The sequence below is a fragment of the Mycobacterium sp. NGS51 genome (genome assembly GCF_059812525.1).
Map to the genome: position 1 here is coordinate 25,191 of NZ_JCALCV010000020.1, position 25,547 is coordinate 50,737.

Here is a 25,547-nt window from a genome sequence, read left to right on the forward strand (position 1 = left end):
GCGGCGACAACACGCGCAGTCCGCGAACAGACACGCGGACGTCAGACCGAACAATGCGCTCAGGTACACACTGAGGAATTTAGCACGGTTACTAAAGTCGTTCCGATGAGATCAGCGGAGTCAGGCCAGCGCATCGCCGTGGTCACCGGGGCCAGCGCCGGGATCGGTGAGGCGACCGCGCGAACCCTCGCTGCCCAGGGCTTCCACGTCGTGGCGGTGGCGCGGCGGGCCGACCGGATCACCACGCTGGCCGATGAGATCGGCGGCACCGCCGTGGCTGCCGACGTCACCGACGATGCCGCCGTCGACGCGCTGGCGGGCCAGTTGGACCGGGTCGACGTGCTGGTCAACAACGCCGGCGGCGCCAAGGGCCTCGAGCCGGTGGCCGACGCCGACCTGGCGCACTGGCGGTGGATGTGGGAGACCAATGTGCTGGGCACGCTGCGAGTCACCCGCGCACTGCTGCCCAAACTGATCGCGTCGGGCGACGGCCTGATTGTCACCGTCACCTCGGTGGCGGCGATGGAGATCTACGACGGCGGCGCCGGCTACACGGCCGCCAAACATGCGCAGGGCGCGTTGCACCGCACGCTGCGCGGCGAATTGCTGGGAAAGCCGGTGCGGCTCACCGAAATTGCGCCCGGCGCCGTCGAAACCGAGTTCTCGCTGGTGCGGTTCGGCGGTGACCAGCAGCGCGCCGACGCCGTCTATGCCGGGATGACGCCGCTGGTGGCCGCCGACATCGCCGAGGTGATCGGGTTCGTGGCGTCGCGGCCGTCGCACGTCAACCTCGACCAGATCGTGATCCGGCCGCGCGATCAGGCGAGCGCTAGCCGCCGGGTCGGACGCTAGTCGTCGGGGTGCCCGACAACGTGGGCGCATCCTTGGGGGTAGCGGGCGCGCTGCGCGGCATCGAGGCCGGTGACGGCTTGGACCCGTTGGCTGGCGGCAGCGCCGACATCCCCACCCAGGTGTCCCAGTCCACCGCCCAGTCCCAGATGTCACCGTCGGCGTAGGACAGCTCGATCCGGCTGCCGGTCACCTCGACCGGGTCGCCGTAGATCGCGCTGTTGAAGTACTGCTCGGCGTCGGACGTTGACAGGTTGACACACCCGTTGGTGACGTTCGAATTGCCTTGTGCGCCAGAACTTGCCGGGTTGGCGTGGATGAACTCGCCGTTGTTGGATATGCGCACGGCCCAGCGCTCGTGGATGTTGCTGTAGCCCGCGGCAGGATTAGACATGTAGAAGTCCGCATATTTTTCGCTGACCACGTGGATGCCGTTGCGGGTGACATTGCGCGCCTTGTCGCCTTCGCCGTAGCTGCACGGGAAGTCCATGATGACGCCTTCGTCTCTGACCACCTGGATGCGGTGCGAGGAGATTTCGGCCCTGACCACCTGACGGCGGCCGATCTCGAAGTTCAAGCTCATGTCCTGTTTGCCGTAGGCGCCGTCGCCGAACTCCAGCCCGTACAACTTGGCGTCGACGTTGACTTTGGTGCCCGCCGGGTAGTACTCGCGGGTGCGCCAGTGCACGCGGGCTCCGGCGGCCTCGTCAGGCAGCCACGCCCAGCTGCCCTCGACCGGCGGGTCGGTGGTGACTTTCAGCGCCCGTTCGACTGCCGCCTTGTCCGCGATCGGCGCATCGAACTGGATGATGATCGGCGCGGCGACCCCGACGGTCTGCCCGTCAGCGAGCTGGAAGCCGCCGTCGATCTGCTTGGTGGGGGTGACGGTGATGAACTTCCCGGCGACCGGGACCGCCTTGCCGTCGTGGCCGACCACCGAACCGCTCCAGCTGTAGGACGCGTCGTAGCCAAGCGGCTCGGTGATGGTGTAGACGGTGCGGTCGCGGTTGAGCGCACCGGCCACCACCTTGCCGGCGGTATTCGTCAACGCCACCTTCTGGAACCAGCCGTTGCGCACCTCGACGCTGATCGGCGCCGTGGGCACCACATCCTCGGCCTTGTCGGCCGGCCGGAACGTCAAACTGGCCGCCGGGGGTGGTTTGGCCTTCTCCGATTGTTTGCTTGATCCCCCGACACAAGCCGCCAAAAGGTTCGGCGCGAACATCCCCACCGCCAGCGTCGTCAAAACCCGGCGCCGGTTGATCGGCGGCAGGTCACGCGCTGTGTTCACGACACACAAAGATACCGGCGAAAACGACCTACCCCGTGCACGCGCGCGCTACAGGACGCAGCCGACCAGCACCGGTTCGGGCATCAATGTGATGCCAAACACATCACGGACTCCGTCGCGCACTGTGCGGGCCAGCGACACCACGTCAGCGGCGGTGGCGCCACCGCGGTTGGTCAAAGCAAGCGCATGCTTGGTCGACAGCCGGCAGACCGCCTCCTCGGCGCCCGGATAGCCTTTGCCGAAGCCGGCTTGCTCGACTAACCAGCCGGCGGCCAGCTTTACGCCGTCTGGCGCCGGATAGTGTGGCACCGGACGATGCGCTTCGTCCGCCAGCCGCTGGTAAACCTCAGGCGCGACAACTGGATTGGTGAAAAACGATCCCACGCTCCAGGTGTCGTGGTCGGCCGAGTCGAGCACCATGCCCTTGCGGGCCCGCAGCGCCAGCACTGCTTTTCGCACCGCCGCAGGCTCGGCCCGTTGGCCTGCCGTCGCGTCCAGCGCGGTGACCAGTTCGCCGTAGCGCAGCGGTGCGCTGCGGCCGGCGGCATCCAGCGCGAACTCCACTTCGAGCACGACGGCCGCCTCGGAGTGTTTGAGCACGCTGGTGCGATAGCCGAAGCGGAGTTCGCCGGGCGCCGCCCAGCGCACCTCGCCGCTGCGCCGATCCAGCAGCCGCACCCGGGTGATGGTGTCGGCGACCTCCGCCCCGTACGCACCGACGTTTTGCACCGGGGTCGCGCCCGCCGAACCGGGGATGCCCGACATGCATTCCAGCCCGCCGAGACCGTGCTCGATGGATGCGACGACGACGTCATCCCACACTGCACCGGCCTCGACCCGCACGATGTTGCCGTCGATACGGATATTGTTGGCGGCCAAGCGAATTACCGTCAGATCGGTCAGCGCATCGGCGATCACCACGTTGGACCCACCGGCTAACACCAGCAGCGGGCGGCACTCCTCGGCGTCCAGCTGGCGCAGCGTGGTGATCACCTGCTCGGTGCTCGAGCAGGTGATGACGCGCTGCGCAATCGGGCCGACCCGCAAGGTGGTCAGCGGTGCCAGCGGCACCTTCTCGGCGACATGCGCACCGGCGAACAACGTTCCCGCCACGGGCGGTAACGGTAGCGTGATTTGCTATGCCGCGTTCATTCGACATGTCCACCGATTACGGGGCAACCGTCGAAGAGGTTCTTCGAGCGTTCAGCGACGAGTCGTATTGGCTGGCCCGGCTGGCCGATTCGGGCGCCGACGACGCGATGCTGGACTCGATGCGCGTCGAGGACGGCACGATCGACGTGATCACCACCCAGGTGCTGCGCAGCGACCGGCTGCCCGGCGTGGTCACCCAGTTTCACCGGGGCGATCTGTGCGTCCGCCGCGAGGAGACCTGGGACCCGATCAGCAACGGCGCCGCCACTGCCACCGTGGTCGGCTCGATCCTGGACGCGCCGGCCGCGCTGACCGGTACCGCCGTGCTGGAGCCGGTGGCCGAATCGGGCGGGGCGCGGTTGACATTCCGGGCCACTGTCGAGGTTCGGATCCCGCTCGTCGGCGGCAAGCTGGAGAACTTCATCGGCAGCCAGCTCGTCGAGTTGTTGATCGCCGAGCAGCGCTTCACCACCATGTGGATCGACGAGAACGCGTGATGACGCCGAACGTCGAGTTGTTGGGCGATTTGGCGCATTTCTGCCCGACAAGTCGACGTTCGGCAAAGTTTTAGGCTGGTGGGCATGCGGATTGCGGTGGCGCAGATCCTCAGTGGCACCGACCCGGCAGCCAACCTCCAGCTGGTGCGCGACGACACCGGCCGCGCCGCCGACGCCGGTGCGGCGCTGGTGGTGTTTCCGGAGGCCACGATGTGCCGGTTCGGGGTGCCGCTGGCGCCGATCGCCGAGCCGGTCGGCGGGCCGTGGGCGGACGGTGTGCGCCGGATCGCCGCCGACACCGGCATCACCGTGATCGCCGGCATGTTCACCCCCGCCGACGACGGCCGGGTCACCAACACGCTGCTCGCAGCCGGCCCGGACACCGATACGCACTACGACAAGATCCACCTCTACGACGCCTTCGGTTTCACCGAGTCACGCACCGTCGCGCCGGGCCGTGAGCCGGTGCTGATCGACGTCGACGGGATCAGGGTCGGGCTGACCACCTGCTATGACATCCGGTTCCCCCAGCTGTACACCGCGCTGGCGCGCCGCGGCGCTCAGCTGATCGCCGTCGCCGCGTCGTGGGGCTCCGGCCCCGGAAAGCTCGACCAATGGACATTGCTGGCCCGCGCGCGGGCGCTGGACTCCACCAGCTACGTCGTCGCGGCCGGGCAGGCCGATCCCGGCCGGCAACTGAGCGGCTCGGGCGCCCCGACCGGGGTGGGCGGCAGCCTGGTGGTCTCACCGTTCGGCGAGATCGTGGCCGCCGCAGGCGCCGACCCTGCGCTGCTGGTCGCCGACATCGACCTGGACCGCGTGCAAGCCGCCCGTGACACCATCGCGGTGCTGCGCAACCAGGCCGACTTCGCTGACGCCGATGAGGCAGAATCGCCCGGGTGACGAATCCGCCGGAACCACCGCACGACGACCCGTCGATATGGGCTCGCCCCGGCAGTGAAGGTGGTGCTGCGCAACCGTCCGCACCGGATCAGGCCGACTCGCCACCGGCGGACGACGCCCCGACCGAGTCAACGTCGCAACTGCCGCCGTCGGAGGACGCACCAGTGAAGAACAGGCGCCGTTGGCTGCGCGACCCGGTCTCGATCGTTTTGGTTCTGGTGATCGTGGTCGCGCTGACGATCGCGGGGCTGGTCGGTGGCGAAATCTATGCCCGCCATCGGGCCGACAGTGTGGTGGCCGCGGCGACCGAATGCGTGGTGCACGACAAGGTCAGCGTGTCGTTCGGCCCCACTCCGTTTTTGCTGCAGCACATCATGGGCCACTATCGGGATATCTCGATCCACACCGCAGGCAACCAGGTCCGCGACGCCAAGGGGATGAAGGCCGACATCCTGATTGATGACGTCGACCTGCACGGCGACGCGAACTCCAAGGGCACGATCGGCGCGTTGGACGCCGACATCACCTGGACGTCCGACGGCATCAAGGAAACCGTGGCGGATTCCATTCCGTTCGTGGGCGGCCTGGTCAACAGTGTCGCCACCAACCCCAGTGCCGGCACGATCGAACTCAACGGCGGGCTGGGCCTGGGCAGCGTCACCGTCAAACCGCAGGTCGCCGACAACGGGCTATGGCTGCAGGTCGTCAGAGTCGCCGCGATGGGCGTCACGGTGCCAAGCGAGACCGCGCAATCGGCGCTGGACATCTTCGCCTCCCGGCTGACCAACAACTATCCGTTGGGTATTCGTGCCGACAGCGTGCAAGTCACCGAAGATGGTGTGGCGGCCCACTTTTCGACGCGCGATGCCGCTATTCCGCCCGGGCAATCCGATCCCTGCTTCGCCAACCTGTGACCATTTTCAGATTTCGTTCAGCTCGGTAAGGCACAATCGCGCTGGTGACGACACCGCAAGGGCCTTCGGGCGGCGACCCGTCGGAATGGGCTCGCCCGTCAGGGCCGTCTGGTCAGCCGCGGCCAGGTCCAGGCCCCTCCCAGTCCCCCACCGAACGGATTCCCCAGCGCGGGCGCCCGCAGCCGCCGCCCCCGCCGAACCGGCCGCAGCCACCCGGTCCGCCTCCCCCGCCGCCGCGCCAGGCCGGGCCGCCACCGCATCAGCAGCCGGGGCGTCCGCCGCAGCCGCAAGCGCGCCAACCGGCCCCGCCACCCAACCGACCGGAGCCGGCCACCACGAAGCTGCCCACCCCAGCGGAGTCCACAGAGCCCAAAGACAAGCCAATGAACGTGCTCACCCGATTTTCCGGCAACCGGACGTCGATCCTGCTGATCCTGGTGATTGTGCTGCTCGTGGTGTTCGCCGGGCTGATCGGCGCCGAGTTGTACACCCGCCACGCCGCCGACAGCAAGGTGGCCAACGCGGTGCAGTGCGAGGTGCAGGACAGCGCCAAGGTGTCCTTCGCCGCCACGCCGCCGGTGCTATGGCAGTACATCAACAGCCACTACACCAACATCTCCGTGCAGACGGCGGGCAATCAGATCCGCAGCGCCAAGGGTATGACGCTGAACCTGAACATCCATGACGTCAATCTGAACGGCAGCGGCAACACCAAGGGCACGATCGGGTCGCTCAACGGCACGATCACTTGGTCGACGGACGGCATCAAAGAGTCGATCCAGGACGCCATCCCGGTGATCGGCAACCTGGTGACCAGCAAAGTCACCGCCAATCCCAGCGACGGCACCATCAAACTGAAGGGCCTGCTGGACAGTGCCACCGTCAAGCCGCAGCTCGCCGACAACGGGGTTTCGCTGCAGGTGGTCGACCTGAAAGCGCTGGGCTCCACGATGTCGACGGATACGGTGCAAAAGAACCTCGACGACCTCACCTCCAAGGCGACCAAGAATTACCCGTTGGGTATCCACGCCGACAGCGTGAAGGTCACCGATTCCGGGGTCGAGGCCACGTTCTCGACGCAAAACGCGACGATCCCGGCGTCGTCGTCGTCCAGTCAGGACTCCTGCTTCGACAACCTCTAAAGCCCGTCGAGCACGGCGCGGGTGCCAGACAAGCCGAGTCGAGTGGCACCCGCGTCGAGCATGCTGAGGGCGTCACCGGCCGTGCGGATGCCGCCGCTGGCTTTGACCCCGAGCCGTCCACCGACGGCGTCGGCCATCAGCGCCACGGCGGCCGCCGAGGCTCCGCCGGCCGGATGGAAGCCGGTCGAGGTTTTGACGAAGTCGGCGCCGGCGTCCTCGGCAGCGCGGCAGACCGCGACCAGTGTGCGCTCATCGGCCAGTGCCAGCAGCGCCGCTGACTCCACGATCACCTTGAGCAGCGCGGTTGGTACCGCGGCGCGCACCGCGGCGATCTCCGATCGCACGGCGTCGACGTCGCCCCCAACGGCCGCGCCGATGTCGATCACCATATCGATCTCGCTGGCGCCGGAACCCACCGCCAGCGCCGCTTCGCGGGCCTTCACTTCTGCCAGATGCTTACCGGACGGGAAGCCGGCGACGGCGGCTATTCGCGCATCGCCGGCGCGGACTGCGACCGGGACCATCGACGCGGAGACACAGACGGCGTACACGCCCAATTCGGCCGCTTCGGCGACGACGGCGGCCACGTCGGCGGCGGTGGCTTCGGGTTTGAGCAGCGTGTGGTCGACGCGTGCCGCCACCTGCGGGCGGGTCAGTGGGCCCGGCACTAGAACGGTTCTTCCCAGCCGCCGGGGTTGCAGCCGGAACCGATCATCTCGGTCGGGTCGACAACCGGCCGCCACGGCTCCAGATTCCAGCTGGTTTTACCGGGCTGCACGAACTCCGCCACCTGCCAGTGGCAGACAAACTGCTCCCGCATACCAGGGGTGTCGGCGTTGGGTGCCCGGCTCACGACCTCGGACCAGGCTTCGTCGGTGGCCGTGCTGTCGGTGACGGCCTGCCTGGCAGCAGCGCGCGCCGCCGCGGTGGGGTAGACGCGCAGGCTGGACTGCCGGCCCCATTGCACCCATTCGGCGTGGTCCACAAACGGCGGTGCGTATCCGGGCGTCGACGGCCCCGCAGCGCCCGGGTCGGCGACCACCGGGGCGGCGACCAGCAGCGCCGGAAGTGCCGCCGCCGGCACAGCGAGCGCTCGCATCCGACTAGCGCGATTTACCTTGAACTTCAAGAAGTTTGGGCCGAACATCGACCAGGTAGATACCCGACGCACAGGCAGCGGCGGCCAGACCCAGCACGCCGAGGAGGAAAGCCAGCACGGAGGACGCCGCGATACCGCCGCCCAGGATTCCCAGCCACGCCGGCTTGGTGAGCTTGCCCGCCGCGGGATAGGCGTCAGGGCGCTGCATTGCCGCGTGCACGAACGCATAGACGGACGTCACCACTACGGCGACTTGCACGATCATCAGGATGGTGCCGACCAAACCTTGGAGCATCACCCTGTAAGCGTATGCGGACGCCCTTCAAAACGTCGACTCCGAGCCACCCCAGGAGGGGCAACTCGGAGTCGAGTGGTGGGTGAAGCCGCTTACTTCTGGGTGACCTTCTTGGCCGGAGCCTTCTTAGCCGGGGCCTTCTTGGCGGCGCTCTTCTTGGCCGGAGCCTTCTTGGCCGGGGCCTTCTTGGCGGCGCTCTTCTTGGCCGGCTGCTCCTTCTTGGGCAAGTCGATGCCGACCAGCTTGGCGGCACGCTCGCCGACGGCGCGGGTCTGCGACGCCACGGTGCCCAGGGCCTCCTGGGTCAACTCGACCGCCTGGTCGACGTACCCCTCGGCACGGGCCGACGCGTCCTCGAAGCCCGCCTGGCTGCGCAGCCGCGCCAGGGCGACCTCGCCGCGCTCGACCAGCTCGTTGTAGCGGCTGGTCGCGGCCTCGACGTAACCCTCGGCAGCCGTGCGCAGCTCTTCGGAGGTGAATCGCTCACGCAGCTCACGCAGCTGCTCGGGCAGGTCCTCCTGCAGCTTGGTCAGGCGTGCGCGGCTCTCCTCGACGCGGCTGCGGGTGTCGGTGCGGGTTTCCCCCGCGCGCTCGCGCAGCTCGGCGAGCAGGTCGTTGACGGTGGCCAGGGCCAGGTCAGCGGCGCCCAGCGCGGCAAGCAGCGGGGCTTTCAGATCGTCGATGGTCGGGTTGTCGGCCATGGTGTTTCCCTTTCGTGGATCGTTTTACGTGTTGGCGGTCAGATGTTTGGCATACCCAAACGTCATGAATTAGGCAGCATCAAGCAGGCTCAGCAGACTTGGTCTCCTCACGGGCGGCTTCGTTTTGTTGCACGAAGGACGTGTAAATGTCGAGCAGAACCTGTTTCTGCCGTTCGCTGATCGCCGTGTCGGTCACGATGGCGTCGCGGACTTCGCTGGTCGCGCTGGGCTCAAGGATCCCGGCCTGCACGTAGAGCACCTCGGCAGAGACCCGCAGCGCCTTGGCGATCTGGTTGAGCACGTCAGCGGAGGGTTTACGCAAGCCCCGCTCGATCTGGCTGAGGTACGGGTTGCTGACACCGGCCTTCTCCGCTAACTGCCGCACCGACACCTGCGCCGCCTCGCGCTGCGTCCTGATGAAACTGCCGATGTCTGACGCAGCAGTCGACACCACTGCGGCAAGTTTCTCCTCCTGCTGCATCAGTGACTCCTTGGTTCATTCGCCCGGCGGCGTCGGTCGTCGGTGCTGACGCGCACCACAGTACGACCAAGTGCTAACTTTTGCAAGCACTAGTTAGCACAACTCAGAACACGAGCTGGGCAATCGCATAAATCGCCAGGCCAGCCAGCGAACCCACCACGGTCCCGTTGATCCGGATGAATTGCAGATCGCGGCCGACGTGCAATTCGATGCGGCGGCTGGCCTCCTGGGCGTCCCACTGCTCGATGGTGTCGGTGATGATGGCGGTGATCTCCACCCCGTACTGGGAGACCAGGTGCTGGGCGGCGCGCACGATCCAGTTATCCACCTTGTCGCGCAGGTCGGCGTCGTCGCGCAGCGATTCGCCGATACGCACCACGGCATCGGTGATGCGGGTGCGCAGCGCGCTGGACGGATCGTCGACGCCCTCGAGCACCAGCCGTTTCAGCGTCTTCCAAGCGGTCGCCGCGGCGTTGGTGACCTCGTCGCGGGCCATCAGTTGCTCCTTGACGGCCTCGGCCCGGGCGATGGTGGCCTCGTCGTGCTGCAGATCGTCGGCGAACTCGAAGAGAAAGCGAGTGGCTGAGCGACGCAGCTCGTGGAAGGGGTCGCGGCGGACCTTGTCGGTGAAATCCATCAGCTCGCGGTGGATGCGATCGCCGACCAGGTGGTCGACGAACCGCGGCGACCAGCTTGGCGAGTCACGCTCAACCACCCGTTGGATCACCTCTCCGGCGTTCAGCGACCACTGGAACGCCCGGTCGGCCAGCAACTGGATGAGCGCCTCCTGCCGGTTCTCGGCCAGCAAGGTGGACAGCACCCGGCCCGCCGGCGGACCCCACTTCGGCTCGGCGATGCGCCGCACGATCATCCGGTCGATGACCTGCTGAACGTCCTCGTCGCGCATCAGTTCCACCAGCACCCGCAGCACCGTGCCCGTTTCGGTGGCCACCCGCTGGGCATGAGAGGTCTCCGACAGCCACTTGCCCAACCGTCCGGCGATCTGACCATCCCGCAGTTTGGTCTCGACGACCGGCGGCGACAGGAAGTTCTCCCGGATGAACGTCCCAAGGCTCTCGCCAAGCTGGTCTTTTTTGCGCTTGATGATCGCGGTGTGCGGAATCGGGATACCGAGCGGATGCTTGAACAGCGCGGTGACCGCGAACCAGTCCGCTAGTGCACCGACCATGCCCGCCTCCGCGGCCGCACCGACATAACCCACCCACGTGGGGGCGGTGCCGCCGGTCTGAGCCCACCGGCAACCCAGGAAGACCGCGGTGGCGCCAACCAGGAAACTCAGCGCCACGACTTTCATCCGGCGCAGTCCCCGGCGCCGCTCGGCGTCTGCCTGCGGGTCGGCCCCGGCGAACGACTCCGCCAGCGACGCGGCAGTTCGGCGCGCCCTCGTCGGCAGCGGGATCAAGTCCGTCACGGCCGGACGGGCCGCCGGATTGGCTCGATGTACCACCACACCATCATCCGCTATCAGGTATCTAGTGCGCGAAGTAACTGTTACCGCCCGCAACTGCAGAGCAGTACTAACCAGTAGTATCGAGGGCGTCGAGTGGATGGGAATCAGCAATAGTGGCACAGCAGGCCCCGGCCGGGACCCCAAAGACCGATGGCCGGAAGCGACGATGGCACCAGCACAAGGTGGAGCGTCGCAACGAGTTGATCGACGGGACCATCGAGGCGATCCGGCGGCGCGGGCAATACGTGAGCATGGACGAGATCGCCGGCGAGATCGGGGTCTCCAAAACTGTCCTGTACCGCTATTTCGTCGACAAGAACGATCTGACGACCGCAGTGATGATGCGGTTCGCGCAGATCACGCTGATCCCCAACATGGCCGCGGCGCTGTCGTCGAATCTCGACGGCTTCGACCTAACTCGCGAGATCATCCGGGTTTACGTCGACACCGTCGCGGCCGAACCCGAGCCCTACCGGTTTGTGATGGCCAACAACTCGGCCGGCAAGAACAAGGTGGTCGCCGACTCCGAACGGATCATCGCTCGGATGCTCGCCGTGATGCTGCGACGGCGGATGAAGCCGGCGGGGATGGACGTCGGCGGCGTCGAGCCGTGGGCGTACATGATCGTCGGTGGCGTGCAACTGGCCACCCACTCCTGGTTGTTGAACCCGCGGATGAGTGCCGACGAGCTGATCGATTACCTGACAATGCTGAGTTGGAATGCGCTTGTCGGGATCGTCGAGGTCGGCGGGTCGCTGGAGAACTTTCGGAATCAACCGCATCCGTCGCCGGTCGTGCCCCTACGCCCGCGCTGAGGTCCTGATCTCGGCCTAGGCTCAAGTGATGACTGAGGTGACGGCCCGCTCGCGACTGCGGTCCTGGGCTTACGCATTGCGGACCACCAATCCGCCCCCCGACGGACCGGTCGATGCCGTCACCCGCTGGATCGTCGTCACCCGCGCCGCGGTGCTTCCGATGACGCTGGTTTCCGGTCTGGTCGCCGCGCTGCTGGCCGTCGGACAACCGGGGCTGGACTGGCGCTGGCTGGTCCTCGCGATCGTCGGAATCACGTTGGCACACACTGCCAACAACTTGATGAACGACCTGTACGACACCCAAACCGGGACCGACAGCGCCAGCTATCCGCGCGCCCTCTACGCTCCGCATCCGGTGCTGTCGGGGCTGGTCAGCCGCCGCACCCTGCTGGTGGCGATCGCCGTCGTGAATGTGGCCGACCTGGCCATCCTGATCGTGCTGACGTGGGCGCGCGGTTGGCCGGTGCTGGCGTTTGCGCTGTCCGGCTTCCTGCTTAGCGTCGCCTATACCGCCCCGCCGGTGCGGCTGAAGAAGCGCGGGCTGGGCGAGCCCGACGTCTTCGTCGTCTGGGGACCGTTGATGGTCTGCGGGACGTACTATTCCGCGGTCGGGACGGTGGGCTGGGAGGTTGTGCTGGCGTCACTGCCCTACGGATTGCTGTGCACGACGGTGCTGATGGGCAAGCACATCGACAAAATCCCCTACGACGAGCCGCTCGGCATTCGCACGCTGCCGGTGATGCTCGGCGAAGCCCGCGCCCGTGCGGCCACGCTGGGAATGATGGTCGGGTTCTATTGCCTGGTCGTCGCGGCGGTGTTGGCGCAAGCGATGCCCTGGCCGGCACTGCTCGTCGTCTTGGCGCTGCCCCGACTTGTCAAGGTATGGCCGTATTTTCGTCGCCCGCCGCCTGAGTCGCCGCCGGAGGGGTTCCCCGTGTGGCCGCTGTGGTATGCGGCGTTGGCCTGGGTGCACGTGCGTCAGGCCGGTGCCCTGCTGGTGGTGGGCCTGGCAATCGGCGCGGTGCTACGGGCCGTCTGATCCGGGCGTCAGTATCTGCCGAAGGCCAACGCGACATTATGGCCGCCAAAACTGAACGAATTACTGATCGCATACTCGTAGTGGCCAGGTCGCGCCTCGCCGACCACCACGTCCAGCTCGATGTCAGGATCAAGATTGCGCAGGTTCAAAGTCGGGGGGACGATCCCGTCCCGCAGTGCCATTACGGTCAGGATCGACTCCACAGCGCCGACCGCGCCGATCGAATGGCCCAGCGCAGCTTTGGGCGCGTAGACCGCCGGCCGGTGGGCGCCCAACGCCTTGTTGATTGCCTTCGCTTCAGCCAGATCGCCGACTGCGGTGCCGGCGGCGTGGGCGTTGACGTGGTCGATGTCGGCCGAGGTCAGCCCCGCGAGGTGGATCGCACGGGTCATCGCGTGGCCGGCCCGTTCGGCATTGGGATCGGGCGCCACCATGTGGTAGCCATCCGAGGTGATGCCGGCGCCCATCAGCCGGCCAAAGATGTTGGCGCCGCGGGCCTTCGCGTGGTCCTCGGTCTCAACCACCAGCAGCGCACCGGCTTCGCCGAACACAAATCCGTCGCGATCCTGGTCGAACGGGCGGCACGCACCGGCGGGATCGTCGTTGTTCGTCGAAAGCAGGCCCATCTGGCTGAACGCCGCGCTGGGAACCGCCTCGATTCTGGTCTCGACGCCGCCGCAGATCGCGATCTCGGCTTCACCGAGCACGATGCTGCGCCACGCATGGGCGATGGCCTCAGCGCCGGCGGCGTCGGCGGATACCGGGGTAGAGACGCCGGCTTTGGCACCCCGTTCCAGCCCGACCGCCGCCGCCGCGGCGTTGGGCATGGCCTGCTGCACGCCCAGCGGGCCTATCGCCCGGATACCGCGCTCGCGCATGTCGTCGTAGAAGGCGACCATCTCCTCCGTCGAACCCATCCCGGTGCCGATGGAGACCATCAACCGGGTGAGATCGACGTCGGGCGAGCCGGCATTGGCCCAGACGCGTCGGCCGAGCACCGTCGACATCTTCTGCAGAAACAAGAACCGGCGCAGTTCTACCCGCGTCAGTTCGTGGTCGAAATCCTCGAGCAGATGCCCGCCGATACGAACCGGGAGGTCGAACTGCTCGACGAATTGATCATCGAGCTTGCGGATTCCGCTCTGTCCGTCCAGCAGCTTCTTCCACGTGCTGTCCGCGTCGGTTGACAGGGCGGTGGTCATTGCAACACCGGTGACAACCACATCAGGGAAACCATTTCCGGTCGAGAACTCGGCCATGGCGCTGCTTCGTTCCTTTCCCTCGATGGCCCTTCCAATACCACCCAATTACCCCGGCCTAATACCGATCAAGCGTAAACCTGGCCTTGGTTCGCGCCGCCGCGAACGGAGCCTCACTTATCCCGCACTGCGGCGTCGTCCCGATCCTGCGGGGGCACGATTGCCGGGGCCCGAGCGGCCGTATAAGGTCGGCGCCTATGAGTGGGGTAAAGGGCACGGGGGAAACCGAACTGAAGCCGGATGTCGACAACGTCCAGTCGCACTATGACCGGTCGAACGAATTCTTCAAGCTGTGGCTCGATCCGTCGATGACCTACAGCTGCGCGTACTGGGAAGATGGCGCCACGACGCTGGAAGAAGCTCAGCACGCCAAACGTGACCTGGCCCTGGGCAAACTGGGACTGGAGCCCGGGATGACGCTGCTCGACATCGGCAGTGGTTGGGGTTCGACCATGCGGCACGCGATCGACAAGTACGACGTCAACGTCATCGGTCTGACGCTGAGCGAGAACCAGTTGGCGCACTGCCGGCAAAAATTCGACGAGATGGACTCGCCGCGGTCCAAAGAGGTGCGGCTGCACGGCTGGGAAGAGTTCGACGAACCGGTCGATCGCATTGTGTCGCTGGGGGCGTTTGAGCACTTCGCCGACGGGATCGGCACCTACGAGCGCTACGCCGACTTTTTCAAGATGTGCCACAACGTGCTGCCCGACGACGGGAAGATGCTGCTGCACACCATCGTGGTGCCGTCGGCCGAGGAGGGCGAAAAGCTCGGGCTGAAAAGGACGATGTCGCTGATGCGGTTCATCAGCTTCATCCGCAAAGAGATCTACCCGGGCGGCCGCTTGCCGCAGGTCGACATCGTCAACAAGTACGCCACCGAGGCTGGTTTCGACATCACCCGGCACCACTTCATCGGCAAGAACTACGTCCGCACCCTGGACACCTGGGCCAAGGCACTCGAAGCGCACAAGGACGAGGCGATCGAGCTCAAGGGCGAGCAGATGTACGAGACCTTCATCAAGTACCTGACCGGATGCCGCGAGCTGTTCCGCGACGGCTACACCAACGTCTGCCAGTTCACCATGGAGAAGAAAGCTGCCTAACGGCCATTGGTCGTCGGCACGAGCTCAGTCTTGCGCCTTGCGGCGCATGGCCTTTGCTATTTGGTCAGGGTGAATTGCGCGACGTCGGTGATGCCGCGCCGCATAAAGTCCGCGCACCCGGTCAGGTAGCGCATGAAGCGTTCGTAGACCTTTTCGGACTGGACAGCGATGGCGCGGTCCCGATTGGCCTGCAGGTTAGCCGCCCACGTGTCCAACGTCCGCGCGTAGTGCGGGCGCAAATTCTGGATTTGCCCGACTGAGAATCCGGCACCCTGCGAATATTCAAGGATGTCCTCCTGGGAGGGCATCTGGCCGCCAGGAAAAATTTCCTGGCTGATGAACCGCATGAACCGCAAATCGGTCATCGTCACCGGAATGTCATGCTCATGCCAATACGTCCATGGATGCGTGAACAGGCTGTGCAATAACATCCGGCCGTCGTCGGGCATGATGTCGCGGGCGCGCTCAAAGAATGCGGCATACCGTTCCTTTTTGAACGCGTCGAAGGCCTCGACGGTGATGATCCGATCGACTTTCTCGTCGAATTCTTCCCAGCCTTGCAGCCGCGCCTCCGCGGTGCGCTTCGTCGGGATGCTGGCCAGCTTGGCCTTGCTGTAGTCGCACATATTGCGGCTGAGCGTGATGCCGATGACGTTGACGTCGTATTTCTCGACCGCCCGGACCAGCGCTCCGCCCCACCCGCAGCCGACGTCGAGCAGCGTCATGCCCGGCTCGAGGTTCAGCTTGTCCAGGGCCAGATCCAGCTTCGCATTCTGGGCTTCCTCGAGCGTCATGTCGTCGCGCTCGAAGTATGCGCAGGTGTACGTCATCGTCGGGTCAAGGAACAATGAAAAGAACTCATCGGAAAGATCGTAGATCGCTTGGGACTCTTCGTAGTACGGTCTTAGTTTTGTCATTTCCATCAGTTACCTATCGCGCGCATTGGACCCCCCTGGGGATAGCACCTTACCGTAGCTGTGAGAGACGGTACGACCCCATCTGACGGATGTGGCGCGCACCGCAACTCTGGTCAGTTCGGAATGCCCGGCTCTAGTAAGAGTAGAAGCCCTGCCCGGATTTTTTGCCCAACAGGCCCGCCTCGACCATGCGCAATAGCAGCGGCGGCGGGGCGTACTGCGGCTCCTTGAATTCCTCGAACATCTTGTCGGCGATCAGCTTGCACGTGTCCAGGCCGACCAAGTCGGACAGCCGCAGCGGCCCCATCGGGTGGGAAAGCCCGGCAACCACGGCCTTGTCGACATCTTCGACGCTGGCGAAGCCGGCCTCGACCATCCGGATGGCCGACAGCAGGTAGGGCACCAGCAGCGCGTTCACCACGAAGCCGGACCGGTCCGAACAACGCACCACCTGCTTGCCCAACACCTCACTGGCGAATTGCTCGGTGCGGGCCGCGGCGGCTTCGTCGGTGACCAGCGTGCAGACCAGTTCGACCAGCGGCAGCACCGGCACCGGGTTGAAGAAGTGCAACCCGAGCACTCGCCGCGGGTTCTTCGTCGCCGCGGCCAGCTTCATGATCGGAATGCTGGAGGTGTTCGACGCCAGCACCGCCTCGGGATCGGTGATGGTGTTGTCCAGTTCGGCGAACAGGCCGGCCTTGACGGTCTCGTCCTCGATGACGGCCTCGATCACGAGTTGGCGGTCGGCAAGGTCCTTGAGGTCGGTGGTGAAGGTCAGCAACGCGGCGGCGTCGTCACGTTCGCGTTCGGTGATCTTGCCCGCGCTGACGCCGCGGTCCAGCGACTTGGCGATGCGATTACGGCCGGCGGTAACGAGTGCTTCGGTGGTTTCGAAGACCGTCACGTTGACCCCGGCGCGCGCTGACACCTCCGCGATCCCGGCGCCCATCTGTCCGGCTCCGACGACGCCTACTCGTTCGATCATGTTCCTCCTTGCGCCGAGCGTGAAACTGTTGCGAGAAATCGGCGGAAAACTCGCAACAGTTTCACATTCGGCGTAGGGCTCAGTGGAACTGGCCCTCTTCGGTGGAGCCGGTCAGCGCGGTCGTCGACGAGGTCGGGTCAACGGTGGTGGCGATGCGGTCGAAGTAACCCGCACCCACCTCGCGCTGGTGCTTGGTCGCGGTGTAGCCCCGCTCCTCGGCCGCGAACTCGCGCTCCTGCAGCTCGACGTAGGCGCTCATCTGGTTGCGGGCATACCCGTAGGCCAGGTCGAACATCGAGTAGTTGAGTGCGTGGAAGCCGGCCAGCGTGATGAACTGGAACTTGAATCCCATTGCGGCAAGCTCCTTTTGGAACTTGGCGATGGTCGCATCGTCGAGATGCTTGCGCCAGTTGAACGACGGCGAGCAGTTGTAGGCCAGCATCTGGTCGGGGAACTCCGCCTTGACCGACTCGGAGAACTTCTTGGCCAGCTCGAGGTCGGGAGTGCCGGTCTCCATCCAGATCAGGTCCGCGAACGGCGCGTAGGCCTTGGCCCGGGCGATGCACGGGTCGATGCCGTTGCGGGTGCGGTAGAAGCCCTCGCGGGTGCGCTCACCGCTGATGAACGGCTGGTCACGCTCGTCGACGTCGGAGGTGATCAGCGTCGCCGCCTCGGCGTCGGTGCGGGCGATGACCACCGTCGGGACGTCGCACACGTCGGCGGCCAGCCGGGCCGAGGTCAGCGTGCGGATGTGCTGCTGAGTCGGGATCAGCACCTTGCCGCCCAGGTGGCCGCACTTCTTCTCCGAAGCCAGCTGGTCTTCCCAGTGCGAGCCCGCGACACCGGCCGCGATCATTGCCTTCTGCAGCTCGAAGACGTTGAGCGCGCCACCGAAGCCGGCCTCGCCGTCGGCGACGATCGGCGCCAGCCAGTTCTTCACCGAGGTGTCGCCCTCGACCTTGGCGATCTGGTCGGCGCGCAGCAGTGCGTTGTTGATCCGGCGCACGACCTGCGGCACCGAGTTGGCCGGGTACAGGCTCTGGTCGGGGTAGGTGTGACCGGACAGGTTCGCGTCACCGGCGACCTGCCAACCGGACAGGTAGATGGCCTTCAGCCCGGCGCGAACCTGCTGCACCGCCATGTTTCCGGTGAGCGCGCCCAGCGCGTTGATGTACTCCAGGTCGTGCAGCTGCTCCCAGAGCACCTCGGCGCCCCGGCGAGCCAGCGTGTTCTCCTCGACGACGTGGCCCTGCAGCGCCACCACATCCTCAGCGCTGTAGGTGCGGGTCACGTCGCGCCACCGCGGGTTGGTGTCCCAGTCGTGCTGGATTTGCTCGGCGCTCTTCGGCGTGCCAACGGTCGACATTGAGGTGCTCCTTGAGGTTCGTCACCGCCGCGAAAGACCCGAGTGGTTTCCAGGCTTGTTAACTCCGCAGCGGCTTCACTGGTTTGCTAAATCGAAGATGGCACAAGTTAGCTCCGCAGGTCCACCCGTTTAAGTTGCCAAGTTTGGCTAGGACTTTGCACTCATTTGCAAAGCTTGCAAAGCTCGGGTTTTCTGAACCGTTTCAGTAGTTACCCGTCGGTAACACGATTGCGCAGGTCAATACCCATGTTTGCCAAGAACGCCGGGGCCGGCGGCCGGTTACAGCGCGAAGAGCGCGGCGACCGCTTTCGTCTCGTCGCCGACCGCGTATGTGAGCGTTGTAACAGTGCGATCCGCCAGGCCGGCACCGAATCGCTCGGTGGATCCGGGCGGGTGGATGTGCGAGATGATCTCCAGTTTGTCGCCCAGCGAGACCGGGGCGTCGTGCTCGATGGCCACCCGCAGCGGCGCCTTCAGCATGTCCAGGTGTGACGACAGGTAGTCCTCGATCACGCCCCAGTACACCGAGTTGTTCATGTGGTTGAACAAGTCGATGTCGGTAACCCGGACCGGATACTCGTGGATTTCCACGGCGTCCTCACGGTCACCGGCGGTCAGATACGCCTTCCACCGCAGGCGGTCGACGCTGGTCGTGCGCCGCAGGCCCTCGATGAAATCGTCGGCGATCCGCGCCGGGCCTTGAGTTTCGCGATTGATGTTGATCCAGAACGCCTCGGACTCCATCAGCCCGCCCCTGCGGCCGTCGATGCGGACCCGCATCTCACACCACCGATTGGAGGTGCCCGAACACCACCGGCGCATACGCAGCATGTCCTGGAACTCCACCGGGCGAACCAGGTCGACCACGGTGCGCCGGACTATCCATAACGGGTGAGTGTCTTCAAAGCCCAGTTCGCGCAAATGGTCCTGGCCGATGTCCTGAATGTGCCGGGCGGCCGCATCGAAGCGCAGCCGGCCTTCGCGGTCGATGTCGGCAACACGCAACGGCCATTCCAGGTCGAAGACGTCGGGATGCCCGTCCGGCACCGGCATCAATGTTTTATCCAGGCTCACGATTTACTCCCCGATTACTCCCCACCCTCCGGCAAATTATGCTAAACCACCGAGGCAGCGCGCCAATCCATGTCGGAGTGCCAAGTCTGCGAAGCCCACCTTCACAACCCGGGTAACCTGATCGGGTGTCCAAGACCTTCGTCGGCTCGCGTGTTCGGCAGCTGCGCAGCGAACGCGGGTTCAGCCAGGCCGCGCTGGCCCAGATGCTGGAGATCTCGCCCAGTTACCTCAACCAGATCGAGCACGATGTACGACCACTGACGGTGGCCGTGCTGCTACGGATCACCGAGGTCTTCGGGGTCGACGCGACGTTCTTCGCCTCTCAGGACGACACCCGGCTGGTCGCCGAGCTGCGCGAGGTGACCATGGACCGCGACCTGGACATCGACGTCGACTTGCCCGAGGTGGCCGAAATGGTCAGCGCCCACCCCGGCTTAGCCCGCGCGATGGTCAACCTGCACCGGCGCTACCGGATCACCACCGCACAACTGGCCGCGGCCACCGAAGAACGGTTTTCCGACGGCAGCGGCAGCGGATCGATCACCATGCCGCACGAAGAAGTGCGCGACTACTTCTACCAGCGCCAGAACTATCTCCACGAGTTGGATACGGCGGCAGAGGATCTCACCGTGCGGATGCGGATGCACCGCGGTGAGCTGGCCGTCGAGCTGGCCAACCGGCTCACCGACGTGCACGGTGTGCACATCAACCGCCGTATTGATCTTGGCGAGGCGGTGCTGCATCGCTACGACCCGGACGCCAAGACGCTGGATATCAGCAATCACTTGTCGTGGGGCCAGCGGGTATTCAAGATGGCCGCCGAATTGGCGTATCTGGAGTTCGGCGACCTCATCGACACCATGGTCACCGACGGCAAGTTCACCAGCGAGGAGTCGCGCAAGCTGGCACGGCTGGGCCTGGCCAACTACTTCGCCGCCGCCACTGTGTTGCCTTACCGCCAGTTTCACGACAGCGCCGAGAATTTCCGCTACGACATCGAGCGGCTCTCGTCGTTCTACCGCGTCAGCTACGAGACCATCGGGCATCGCCTGTCCACCCTGCAGCGGCCGTCGATGCGCGGCGTGCCGTTCTCATTCGTCCGGGTCGACCGCGCGGGCAACATGTCAAAGCGACAGTCCGCCACCGGTTTTCACTTCTCGTCCAGCGGCGGGACCTGTCCGTTGTGGAATGTCTACGAGACGTTCGCCAATCCCGGCAAGATCTTGGTGCAAATCGCTCAGATGCCCGACGGCCGCAACTACATGTGGGTGGCCCGCACTGTGGAACGACGAGCGGCGCGGTATGGTCAGCCCGGTAAAACCTTCGCGATCGGACTGGGCTGCGAATTGCGGCACGCCCACCGGCTCGTCTATTCGGAAGGACTCGACTTGTCGGGCGATGTCGCCACACCGATCGGCGCGGGCTGTCGGGTCTGCGAGCGCGACAACTGTCCCCAACGGGCGTTCCCTGCGCTGGGCCGCGCATTAGACCTCGATGAGCACCGCAGCACGGTGTCGCCCTACCTGGTGAAGCAACCGTGAGCACGCGCATCCCGTCGGGGCAGTACCGCGAATTGGGCCCGATCAACTGGGTGCTGGCCAAGCTGGGCGCACGCACGGTTCGGGCACCGGAGTTTCATCTGTTCACGACCCTGGGCCAACGTCGACTGCTCTTCTGGGCATGGGCGTTCTACGGGGCCCGACTGCTGCGTGGCCGGCTGCCGGCGGTGGACACCGAGTTGGTGATCCTTCGAGTCGCGCACCTACGCGCGTGCGAATACGAGTTGCAGCATCACCGCCCGATAGCACGTCGGCGCGGGCTAGATGCGCAGACCCAGGAGGCCATCTTCGGCTGGCCCGAAGCGTCTAAGCGCCTTACCGATCGACAGCAGGTGTTGCTGCGCGCCACCGACGAGTTCATCAACAACCGCTCGATCAACGACGAGGTCTGGCAGCAGTTGTCCGCTCATCTCGATCGCCGCCAGCTGATCGAATTCTGCTTGCTGGCAGCACAATACGATGGACTGGCCGCCACCATGTCGGCCCTCGAGATCCCGCTGGACCACCCAGATCCAGATCACAGGTAAGTGGCGGCCAGTACCGCCAGGGACAGCACAACCGGAAGAATCGGTAAGCCGAACACAAACGCGGCGATCGGGTAGTTGCGCCGCTCACGTTGCCGCCGCCCCCACAGCACGGCCCAGATCGCCAGCAGCACAGAGAGTATCAACGCGGCCAGGCTCCAGCGGCTCACCGTGGTGACGGCGTTGCCGACCGTCATCACCACCAACCAGGCGATGTAGCCGACGGCCGCGCCGCCAACCACACCCCACACCGACCCGGTATCCACGGTTTTAGAAATTGATCATGTGACCGGTCAAGCCGTGGAAGCATTCCTGCAACGCCTCAGACATCGTCGGATGCGTATGCACGTTGCGCGCCAACTCAGTTGCGGTCAGGTCCCACTTCTGCGCCAGCGTGAGCTCCGGCAGCAACTCCGACACGTCATGGCCGATCAAGTGCCCGCCGAGTAGTTCGCCGTATCTCGCGTCCGCGACCAGCTTGACGAACCCGCTGGGATCGCCAAGACCGTGTGCTTTGCCGTTAGCGGTAAACGGGAACTTGGCGACTTTGACGTCATACCCTTCGTCGCGGGCCTGCTGCTCGGTGAGCCCGAAGCTGGCCACCTGGGGTTGGCAGAACGTGGCGCGCGGTAACATCCGGTAGTCACCAAGCACCAAAGTCTCTGCGCCGCCGATGGTTTCGGTGGCGACGACGCCCTGAGCCTCCGCGACGTGCGCCAGTTGCAGCAGCCCGGTGACGTCACCGATGGCATAGATGTGCGACACGGACGTCCGCATGTAGTCGTTGATGCCGATTGCTTTGCGGTCGGTCAGCGCCACCCCGGCCGCCTCCAGGCCGTAACCTTCCACGTTGGGCGCAAAGCCGATGGCCTGCAACACCTTATCGGCCTTGAGCTCCTCCGCTTTGCCGTCCTTGCTGACCGTGACCGTCACCTGTGATCCGTCGTCGGAGATCGACTCCACCTTGGTGCCGGTGCGGACTTTGACACCCAGCTTCTTGAACTGCTTCTCGATCTCTTTAGACACTTCGGCGTCTTCGTTGGGCAGGGCCCGCGGCAGGAATTCGACGATGGTGACCTCGACACCGTAGTTGGCCAGTACGTATCCGAACTCCATGCCGATGGCGCCGGCTCCGGCGATGATGATCGAGGCCGGCAGCTCGCGGGTCATGATCAGCTCTTCGTAGGTGACCACGTTGTCGCTCAGCGACGTGCCCGGCACCAGCCGAGTGCTGCTGCCGGTGGCGATGATTGCGTTGTCGAAGCTGACCTGTTCGGTCCCGCCGTCGTTGAGTTCGACCGACAGCGTGTTGGCATCGGTGAACCTGCCGTAGCCGTGGATCTCGGTGATCTTGTTCTTCTTCATCAGGAAGTGCACACCGGCAACCCGGCCGTCGGCCACCTTGCGGCTGCGGTCGTAGGCAATGCCATAGTCGAACCCGGCCTCGCCGCTGATCCCGAAGGTCTTGGCCTCTTTAGTGAAGATGTGGGCGAGTTCGGCGTTACGCAGCAACGACTTGGACGGGATGCAGCCGACGTTGAGGCACACTCCCCCCCAGTATTTGGGTTCGACGACGGCGGTGTTCAACCCCAGCTGGGCGGCGCGGATCGCGGCGACGTAACCGCCGGGGCCGGCTCCGAGGACGACGACGTCATAGTGGGTCACGGCACTACAGTAACGGGCCGCCCCGGCCTTGATTAAGCGGCCAACTGACGGCGCCCATGCCTGCGGGCGAATATTGCGGTCGCCAATCCACTTCGCCGCACGTCGCCCCCGACCCCTGATGATTCGGAAATTTTCGAGTCATTGCGGAATTTGTCCTCCGACGCCGTCTCTGGTGCGTCGTGGGAGGTAGCGGACAGAAACCGGTCCGGCAGTGCCAGTTTGCAGATGGTGCGCACGGTGAGCAGGTACTGGCGAAGCAACGAACCGGTCGTGTAGGGCAGGTCGTAGGCGGCGCACAAGGCGCGCACCCGTTCGGCGATCTCCGGGTACCGATTGCTCGGTAGGCCCGGAAAGAGGTGATGCTCGATTTGGTAGCAGAGGTTGCCACTCATGAACGCCAGTACCGACCCGGCCCGGAAATTCGCGGTCCCCAACATTTGCCGGAGATACCATTCGGGCTTCGTCTCGCCCTCCAGCACTGACGGGGTGAACTTCTCCGCTCCGTCCGCGAAGTGACCGCAGACGATCACGATGTATGCCCACGCATTGCGCAGTCCATTGGCCACCACGTTGGCCCCGAGCGTGCGGCGCCACCGCCGAAGGCTCAGCGCGGGAAAGAGGACATAGTCCTTGACGACTTGGCGTGCGATCTTGCGGACCAGCGCCCGTTTGTGGGCGGCTTTACCGGCCTCTGTCGGTTCATAGTCCTGCACCGAATACAAGCCGTGCACCGCGACGCCCCATTCGAAGGCCATCGCCAGCAGCACCGCGTACAACGGCTGCAGCAATGCCGCCGGTCGCCAGTCCTGGTCCCGAGTCACTCGCATGATTCGGAATCCAAGGTCCTCGTCCACGCCGACGACGTTCGCAAACACGTGGTGCCGGTGGTTGTGAGAGGACCGCCACTGCGACGAGGGACCGACCATGTCCCATTCCCACGTACTGGAATGGATTTCTGGGTCGTTCATCCAATCCCATTGGCCGTGAATAATGTTGTGACCGAGTTCCATGTTCTCGATGCACTTCGCCGCGGCCAGGGCCGTGGTTCCGACCGCCCAGCCGAACTTGCCTTTGCTCCCGACGATGGCCAGTCTCGCGGCGACCTCGAGGCAACGGTGAAAAGTGATGACGCGCTTGATGTATGCGCGATCCTTGGCACCGCGCGAAGCCTCGATTTCGCAACCGATCGCCTCCAGCGCGACGCCGAGCTCCTTGATGTCCGCATCGCTCAAATGGGCGTATTCAGGTACGTCGGTGATAGCCATCGACGTTCAGCGCACGCAGCAGAGAAGGTTCGGGTACCGCAGCATTTCGCGTCACGTCCGATCTGTTACCTGGTTCACGGGCATGAGGCGCGGTACGGCGACCAAGTTCAACACCGTCGGTGTAGACCATAGACCACTGCGGCGGGCACCCGCGAAGCCGGGATGCAATCGTGACTTGGCGCTCAGTACGGGATGATCCCGGCCAGGCAGTGGCCGCCCTGCTGGTAATGCACCTGGCAGTAGTAGTGACCGTATAACGGGGAAGCGGCGGCAGCCGACGCGAACACTGCCGACATCACCGCGATCGCTAACGCCGAAACGAGCGGCCTGCTCGGCACCATCGCCATCATCAACCCGACGACCGTGCACACCACGACGTAGATCAGCACGACGAACACGGCGGGTGTTTTGTCGGGCAGCGAGTACCACCAGGAGAACAGGGCTACGCCGATCACCGCTGCCGGGATCCACACCGCGACGATCACCAGGACCAGCTGCCACCACTTCAGGTAGTAGTAGCGGCCGGGCACCGTCACGGAATGCGCGGCGGGCGGAATCGGCTCCGACGCGAACTCGGCGGGCGGCGCGGCGGGTGCGCCGCTCGACTGCACCGGAATGGCCTCGATCAAGGGCGCATCCTCCGCTCCCAGCTCGGTCCTCGGCCCGGCCGGCACCGCCGACCCCGGCGGAACGGTGGGCGGCAGCTGTGTCGTGGGCTCCGCCGGTGATGGATCCGGGGCTGCGGGCTTGGGCTTTCGTCGCCACCGTCGGCGGGGCCGACCCGACGTCGGCGGTTCGTCGGCCCGGGGCTGTGCACCGGTGTCGAAGGTCGGCACGTACGGTTCGGTCTGCGGCAGCGATTCGCGGCCGTCGCGGTCCTGCTCAGGCAGAAGCCATCACCACCTCAATTGCGACGAGCGCACCAAACCACCCGGGCGCCAGCGCCAGCGCACACACGCCCACTGCGGTGGCCCAGCGTCGTCTGAAGAGCAGGATCATCGGCAGTCCGATCACGGTGGGCACCCCGAGCACCAATCCGATGACGACATCGGGCCGAACCGGTGTCCGAACCACCACCGTCGCCGCGACACCGGCCACTAATCCGAGCGCGGTGCCGACCAGCATCGCGCTGGTCAGCAGCCATGGACGGGGCAGTGGGATCACGCTTTCCCACGTTA

General features: G+C 65.4%; 29 protein-coding genes. 10 read left to right on the forward strand and 19 right to left on the reverse strand.

From position 1 onward, the window contains the following. The first annotated feature begins 105 nt into the window (after positions 1–105). Positions 106–852 (forward strand): SDR family NAD(P)-dependent oxidoreductase, encoded by a 747-nt coding sequence (locus tag AC5Y5W_RS20890; protein WP_500011359.1) that lies wholly within the window; start codon positions 106–108, stop codon positions 850–852. Here AC5Y5W_RS20890 and AC5Y5W_RS20895 read toward each other — a convergent pair. Then, positions 830–2,149, reverse strand: coding sequence for a L,D-transpeptidase (locus tag AC5Y5W_RS20895; RefSeq protein ID WP_500011361.1), 1,320 nt, complete (start codon positions 2,147–2,149; stop codon positions 830–832). The two genes, AC5Y5W_RS20890 and AC5Y5W_RS20895, sit on opposite strands and share 23 nt — an antisense overlap. Before the next feature lie 39 nt (positions 2,150–2,188). Then, positions 2,189–3,253, reverse strand: coding sequence for a UDP-N-acetylmuramate dehydrogenase (locus AC5Y5W_RS20900; protein ID WP_500011362.1), 1,065 nt, complete (start codon positions 3,251–3,253; stop codon positions 2,189–2,191). A gap of 26 nt (positions 3,254–3,279) precedes the next feature. On the opposite strand from AC5Y5W_RS20900, the gene AC5Y5W_RS20905 reads away from it, so the two are divergent. The 3 genes from AC5Y5W_RS20905 to AC5Y5W_RS20915 all read left to right on the forward strand — a co-directional run bounded on the left by AC5Y5W_RS20905 (position 3,280) and on the right by AC5Y5W_RS20915 (position 5,606). Then, positions 3,280–3,789, forward strand: coding sequence for a DUF2505 domain-containing protein (locus tag AC5Y5W_RS20905; RefSeq protein ID WP_500011364.1), 510 nt, complete (start codon positions 3,280–3,282; stop codon positions 3,787–3,789). Between the two features lie 84 nt (positions 3,790–3,873). Beyond that, on the forward strand, positions 3,874–4,692 hold the full coding sequence (locus AC5Y5W_RS20910; RefSeq protein WP_500011366.1) for a carbon-nitrogen hydrolase family protein: 819 nt from the start codon (positions 3,874–3,876) through the stop codon (positions 4,690–4,692). Then, positions 4,689–5,606 (forward strand): LmeA family phospholipid-binding protein, encoded by a 918-nt coding sequence (locus tag AC5Y5W_RS20915; RefSeq protein ID WP_500011368.1) that lies wholly within the window; start codon positions 4,689–4,691, stop codon positions 5,604–5,606. The genes AC5Y5W_RS20910 and AC5Y5W_RS20915 overlap by 4 nt, the downstream gene beginning before the upstream one ends. 6 nt (positions 5,607–5,612) lie before the next feature. Here AC5Y5W_RS20915 and AC5Y5W_RS20920 read toward each other — a convergent pair whose 3' ends face one another. Continuing rightward, entirely contained in the window at positions 5,613–5,918 is a 306-nt protein-coding gene (locus tag AC5Y5W_RS20920) for a hypothetical protein (protein ID WP_500011370.1), read from the reverse strand. 71 nt (positions 5,919–5,989) lie between these two features. Between AC5Y5W_RS20920 and AC5Y5W_RS20925 the strand changes: the two genes are divergently transcribed. After that, the gene (locus tag AC5Y5W_RS20925; RefSeq protein WP_500011372.1) at positions 5,990–6,748 is read left to right on the forward strand and encodes an LmeA family phospholipid-binding protein; all 759 of its coding nucleotides are present in this window, start codon (positions 5,990–5,992) and stop codon (positions 6,746–6,748) included. Here AC5Y5W_RS20925 and deoC read toward each other — a convergent pair. From deoC to AC5Y5W_RS20955, 6 genes are all read right to left on the reverse strand, one after another. Continuing rightward, on the reverse strand, positions 6,745–7,416 hold the full coding sequence (gene deoC / locus AC5Y5W_RS20930; RefSeq protein ID WP_500011374.1) for a deoxyribose-phosphate aldolase: 672 nt from the start codon (positions 7,414–7,416) through the stop codon (positions 6,745–6,747). The two genes, AC5Y5W_RS20925 and deoC, sit on opposite strands and share 4 nt — an antisense overlap. Beyond that, a complete protein-coding gene (locus AC5Y5W_RS20935; protein WP_500011376.1) occupies positions 7,416–7,847 on the reverse strand; it encodes a DUF2599 domain-containing protein in 432 nt (143 codons plus the stop codon). The genes deoC and AC5Y5W_RS20935 overlap by 1 nt, the downstream gene beginning before the upstream one ends. A gap of 4 nt (positions 7,848–7,851) precedes the next feature. Then, complete coding sequence (locus AC5Y5W_RS20940) at positions 7,852–8,142, reverse strand: DUF2516 family protein (protein WP_500011505.1); 291 nt, start codon at positions 8,140–8,142, stop codon at positions 7,852–7,854. A gap of 92 nt (positions 8,143–8,234) precedes the next feature. Continuing rightward, on the reverse strand, positions 8,235–8,843 hold the full coding sequence (locus AC5Y5W_RS20945; protein WP_500011378.1) for a heparin-binding hemagglutinin: 609 nt from the start codon (positions 8,841–8,843) through the stop codon (positions 8,235–8,237). Positions 8,844–8,922: 79 nt separating this feature from the next. Next, positions 8,923–9,324 (reverse strand): helix-turn-helix domain-containing protein, encoded by a 402-nt coding sequence (locus AC5Y5W_RS20950; protein ID WP_499887351.1) that lies wholly within the window; start codon positions 9,322–9,324, stop codon positions 8,923–8,925. Between the two features lie 103 nt (positions 9,325–9,427). After that, positions 9,428–10,795 (reverse strand): DUF445 domain-containing protein, encoded by a 1,368-nt coding sequence (locus tag AC5Y5W_RS20955; RefSeq protein ID WP_500011380.1) that lies wholly within the window; start codon positions 10,793–10,795, stop codon positions 9,428–9,430. A gap of 113 nt (positions 10,796–10,908) precedes the next feature. On the opposite strand from AC5Y5W_RS20955, the gene AC5Y5W_RS20960 reads away from it, so the two are divergent. Beyond that, positions 10,909–11,610 carry a TetR/AcrR family transcriptional regulator gene (locus AC5Y5W_RS20960; protein ID WP_500011382.1) on the forward strand — a complete coding sequence of 234 codons (702 nt, stop codon included), beginning with the start codon at positions 10,909–10,911 and terminating at the stop codon, positions 11,608–11,610. Positions 11,611–11,638: 28 nt separating this feature from the next. Further along, positions 11,639–12,649: a prenyltransferase gene (locus tag AC5Y5W_RS20965; RefSeq protein ID WP_500011384.1), complete on the forward strand. Its 1,011-nt coding sequence runs from the start codon at positions 11,639–11,641 to the stop codon at positions 12,647–12,649. Positions 12,650–12,657: 8 nt separating this feature from the next. Here the strand turns inward: AC5Y5W_RS20965 and AC5Y5W_RS20970 are convergent, their stop codons facing one another. Beyond that, complete coding sequence (locus AC5Y5W_RS20970) at positions 12,658–13,908, reverse strand: KasA/KasB family beta-ketoacyl-ACP synthase (protein WP_500011386.1); 1,251 nt, start codon at positions 13,906–13,908, stop codon at positions 12,658–12,660. A 197-nt stretch (positions 13,909–14,105) separates the two neighbouring features. Between AC5Y5W_RS20970 and AC5Y5W_RS20975 the strand changes: the two genes are divergently transcribed. Further along, positions 14,106–15,014, forward strand: coding sequence for a cyclopropane mycolic acid synthase family methyltransferase (locus AC5Y5W_RS20975; RefSeq protein WP_500011388.1), 909 nt, complete (start codon positions 14,106–14,108; stop codon positions 15,012–15,014). A 56-nt stretch (positions 15,015–15,070) separates the two neighbouring features. On the opposite strand, the gene AC5Y5W_RS20980 is transcribed toward AC5Y5W_RS20975, so the two are convergent. The 4 genes from AC5Y5W_RS20980 to AC5Y5W_RS20995 all read right to left on the reverse strand — a co-directional run bounded on the left by AC5Y5W_RS20980 (position 15,071) and on the right by AC5Y5W_RS20995 (position 19,356). Further along, positions 15,071–15,931, reverse strand: a complete 861-nt coding sequence (locus tag AC5Y5W_RS20980) for a cyclopropane mycolic acid synthase family methyltransferase (protein ID WP_500011390.1) — start codon at positions 15,929–15,931, stop codon at positions 15,071–15,073. A 133-nt stretch (positions 15,932–16,064) separates the two neighbouring features. Further along, the gene (locus tag AC5Y5W_RS20985; RefSeq protein WP_499887365.1) at positions 16,065–16,916 is read right to left on the reverse strand and encodes a 3-hydroxybutyryl-CoA dehydrogenase; all 852 of its coding nucleotides are present in this window, start codon (positions 16,914–16,916) and stop codon (positions 16,065–16,067) included. A gap of 79 nt (positions 16,917–16,995) precedes the next feature. Beyond that, positions 16,996–18,282: an isocitrate lyase gene (gene aceA / locus AC5Y5W_RS20990; RefSeq protein ID WP_500011392.1), complete on the reverse strand. Its 1,287-nt coding sequence runs from the start codon at positions 18,280–18,282 to the stop codon at positions 16,996–16,998. Between the two features lie 279 nt (positions 18,283–18,561). Next, positions 18,562–19,356: an acyl-ACP thioesterase domain-containing protein gene (locus AC5Y5W_RS20995; protein ID WP_500011394.1), complete on the reverse strand. Its 795-nt coding sequence runs from the start codon at positions 19,354–19,356 to the stop codon at positions 18,562–18,564. 125 nt (positions 19,357–19,481) lie between these two features. On the opposite strand from AC5Y5W_RS20995, the gene ramB reads away from it, so the two are divergent. Together ramB and AC5Y5W_RS21005 are read left to right on the forward strand one after the other, a co-directional pair. Beyond that, on the forward strand, positions 19,482–20,897 hold the full coding sequence (gene ramB, locus AC5Y5W_RS21000; protein WP_500011395.1) for an acetate metabolism transcriptional regulator RamB: 1,416 nt from the start codon (positions 19,482–19,484) through the stop codon (positions 20,895–20,897). Continuing rightward, positions 20,894–21,442, forward strand: coding sequence for a carboxymuconolactone decarboxylase family protein (locus AC5Y5W_RS21005; RefSeq protein ID WP_500011397.1), 549 nt, complete (start codon positions 20,894–20,896; stop codon positions 21,440–21,442). The genes ramB and AC5Y5W_RS21005 overlap by 4 nt, the downstream gene beginning before the upstream one ends. On the opposite strand, the gene AC5Y5W_RS21010 is transcribed toward AC5Y5W_RS21005, so the two are convergent. From AC5Y5W_RS21010 to AC5Y5W_RS21030, 5 genes are all read right to left on the reverse strand, one after another. Then, positions 21,433–21,705 (reverse strand): hypothetical protein, encoded by a 273-nt coding sequence (locus AC5Y5W_RS21010; RefSeq protein WP_500011398.1) that lies wholly within the window; start codon positions 21,703–21,705, stop codon positions 21,433–21,435. The genes AC5Y5W_RS21005 and AC5Y5W_RS21010 overlap by 10 nt on opposite strands. Before the next feature lie 4 nt (positions 21,706–21,709). Further along, positions 21,710–23,104, reverse strand: a complete 1,395-nt coding sequence (gene lpdA, locus AC5Y5W_RS21015; RefSeq protein ID WP_500011400.1) for a dihydrolipoyl dehydrogenase — start codon at positions 23,102–23,104, stop codon at positions 21,710–21,712. Between the two features lie 32 nt (positions 23,105–23,136). Then, the gene (locus AC5Y5W_RS21020; protein ID WP_500011402.1) at positions 23,137–24,369 is read right to left on the reverse strand and encodes a fatty acid desaturase family protein; all 1,233 of its coding nucleotides are present in this window, start codon (positions 24,367–24,369) and stop codon (positions 23,137–23,139) included. Positions 24,370–24,551: 182 nt separating this feature from the next. Continuing rightward, positions 24,552–25,019, reverse strand: a complete 468-nt coding sequence (locus tag AC5Y5W_RS21025; protein ID WP_500011507.1) for a hypothetical protein — start codon at positions 25,017–25,019, stop codon at positions 24,552–24,554. A 232-nt stretch (positions 25,020–25,251) separates the two neighbouring features. Next, the gene (locus AC5Y5W_RS21030) at positions 25,252–25,533 is read right to left on the reverse strand and encodes a putative holin (protein WP_499887382.1); all 282 of its coding nucleotides are present in this window, start codon (positions 25,531–25,533) and stop codon (positions 25,252–25,254) included. Between the last annotated feature and the right edge of the window lie 14 nt (positions 25,534–25,547).

What these genes read in the sequence shown, in the direction of transcription:
- AC5Y5W_RS20890 (WP_500011359.1), top strand. Translation starts at nt 106, where the DNA reads ATGAGATCAGCGGAGTCAGGCCAGCGCATCGCCGTGGTCACCGGGGCC.
- AC5Y5W_RS20905 (WP_500011364.1), top strand. Translation starts at nt 3,280, where the DNA reads ATGCCGCGTTCATTCGACATGTCCACCGATTACGGGGCAACCGTCGAA.
- AC5Y5W_RS20910 (WP_500011366.1), top strand. Translation starts at nt 3,874, where the DNA reads ATGCGGATTGCGGTGGCGCAGATCCTCAGTGGCACCGACCCGGCAGCC.
- AC5Y5W_RS20925 (WP_500011372.1), top strand. Translation starts at nt 5,990, where the DNA reads ATGAACGTGCTCACCCGATTTTCCGGCAACCGGACGTCGATCCTGCTG.
- AC5Y5W_RS20935 (WP_500011376.1), bottom strand. Translation starts at nt 7,847, where the DNA reads ATGCGAGCGCTCGCTGTGCCGGCGGCGGCACTTCCGGCGCTGCTGGTC.
- AC5Y5W_RS20940 (WP_500011505.1), bottom strand. Translation starts at nt 8,142, where the DNA reads ATGCTCCAAGGTTTGGTCGGCACCATCCTGATGATCGTGCAAGTCGCC.
- AC5Y5W_RS20945 (WP_500011378.1), bottom strand. Translation starts at nt 8,843, where the DNA reads ATGGCCGACAACCCGACCATCGACGATCTGAAAGCCCCGCTGCTTGCC.
- AC5Y5W_RS20950 (WP_499887351.1), bottom strand. Translation starts at nt 9,324, where the DNA reads ATGCAGCAGGAGGAGAAACTTGCCGCAGTGGTGTCGACTGCTGCGTCA.
- AC5Y5W_RS20965 (WP_500011384.1), top strand. Translation starts at nt 11,639, where the DNA reads ATGACTGAGGTGACGGCCCGCTCGCGACTGCGGTCCTGGGCTTACGCA.
- AC5Y5W_RS20970 (WP_500011386.1), bottom strand. Translation starts at nt 13,908, where the DNA reads ATGGCCGAGTTCTCGACCGGAAATGGTTTCCCTGATGTGGTTGTCACC.
- AC5Y5W_RS20975 (WP_500011388.1), top strand. Translation starts at nt 14,106, where the DNA reads ATGAGTGGGGTAAAGGGCACGGGGGAAACCGAACTGAAGCCGGATGTC.
- AC5Y5W_RS20980 (WP_500011390.1), bottom strand. Translation starts at nt 15,931, where the DNA reads ATGACAAAACTAAGACCGTACTACGAAGAGTCCCAAGCGATCTACGAT.
- AC5Y5W_RS20985 (WP_499887365.1), bottom strand. Translation starts at nt 16,916, where the DNA reads ATGATCGAACGAGTAGGCGTCGTCGGAGCCGGACAGATGGGCGCCGGG.
- aceA (WP_500011392.1), bottom strand. Translation starts at nt 18,282, where the DNA reads ATGTCGACCGTTGGCACGCCGAAGAGCGCCGAGCAAATCCAGCACGAC.
- AC5Y5W_RS21020 (WP_500011402.1), bottom strand. Translation starts at nt 24,369, where the DNA reads ATGGCTATCACCGACGTACCTGAATACGCCCATTTGAGCGATGCGGAC.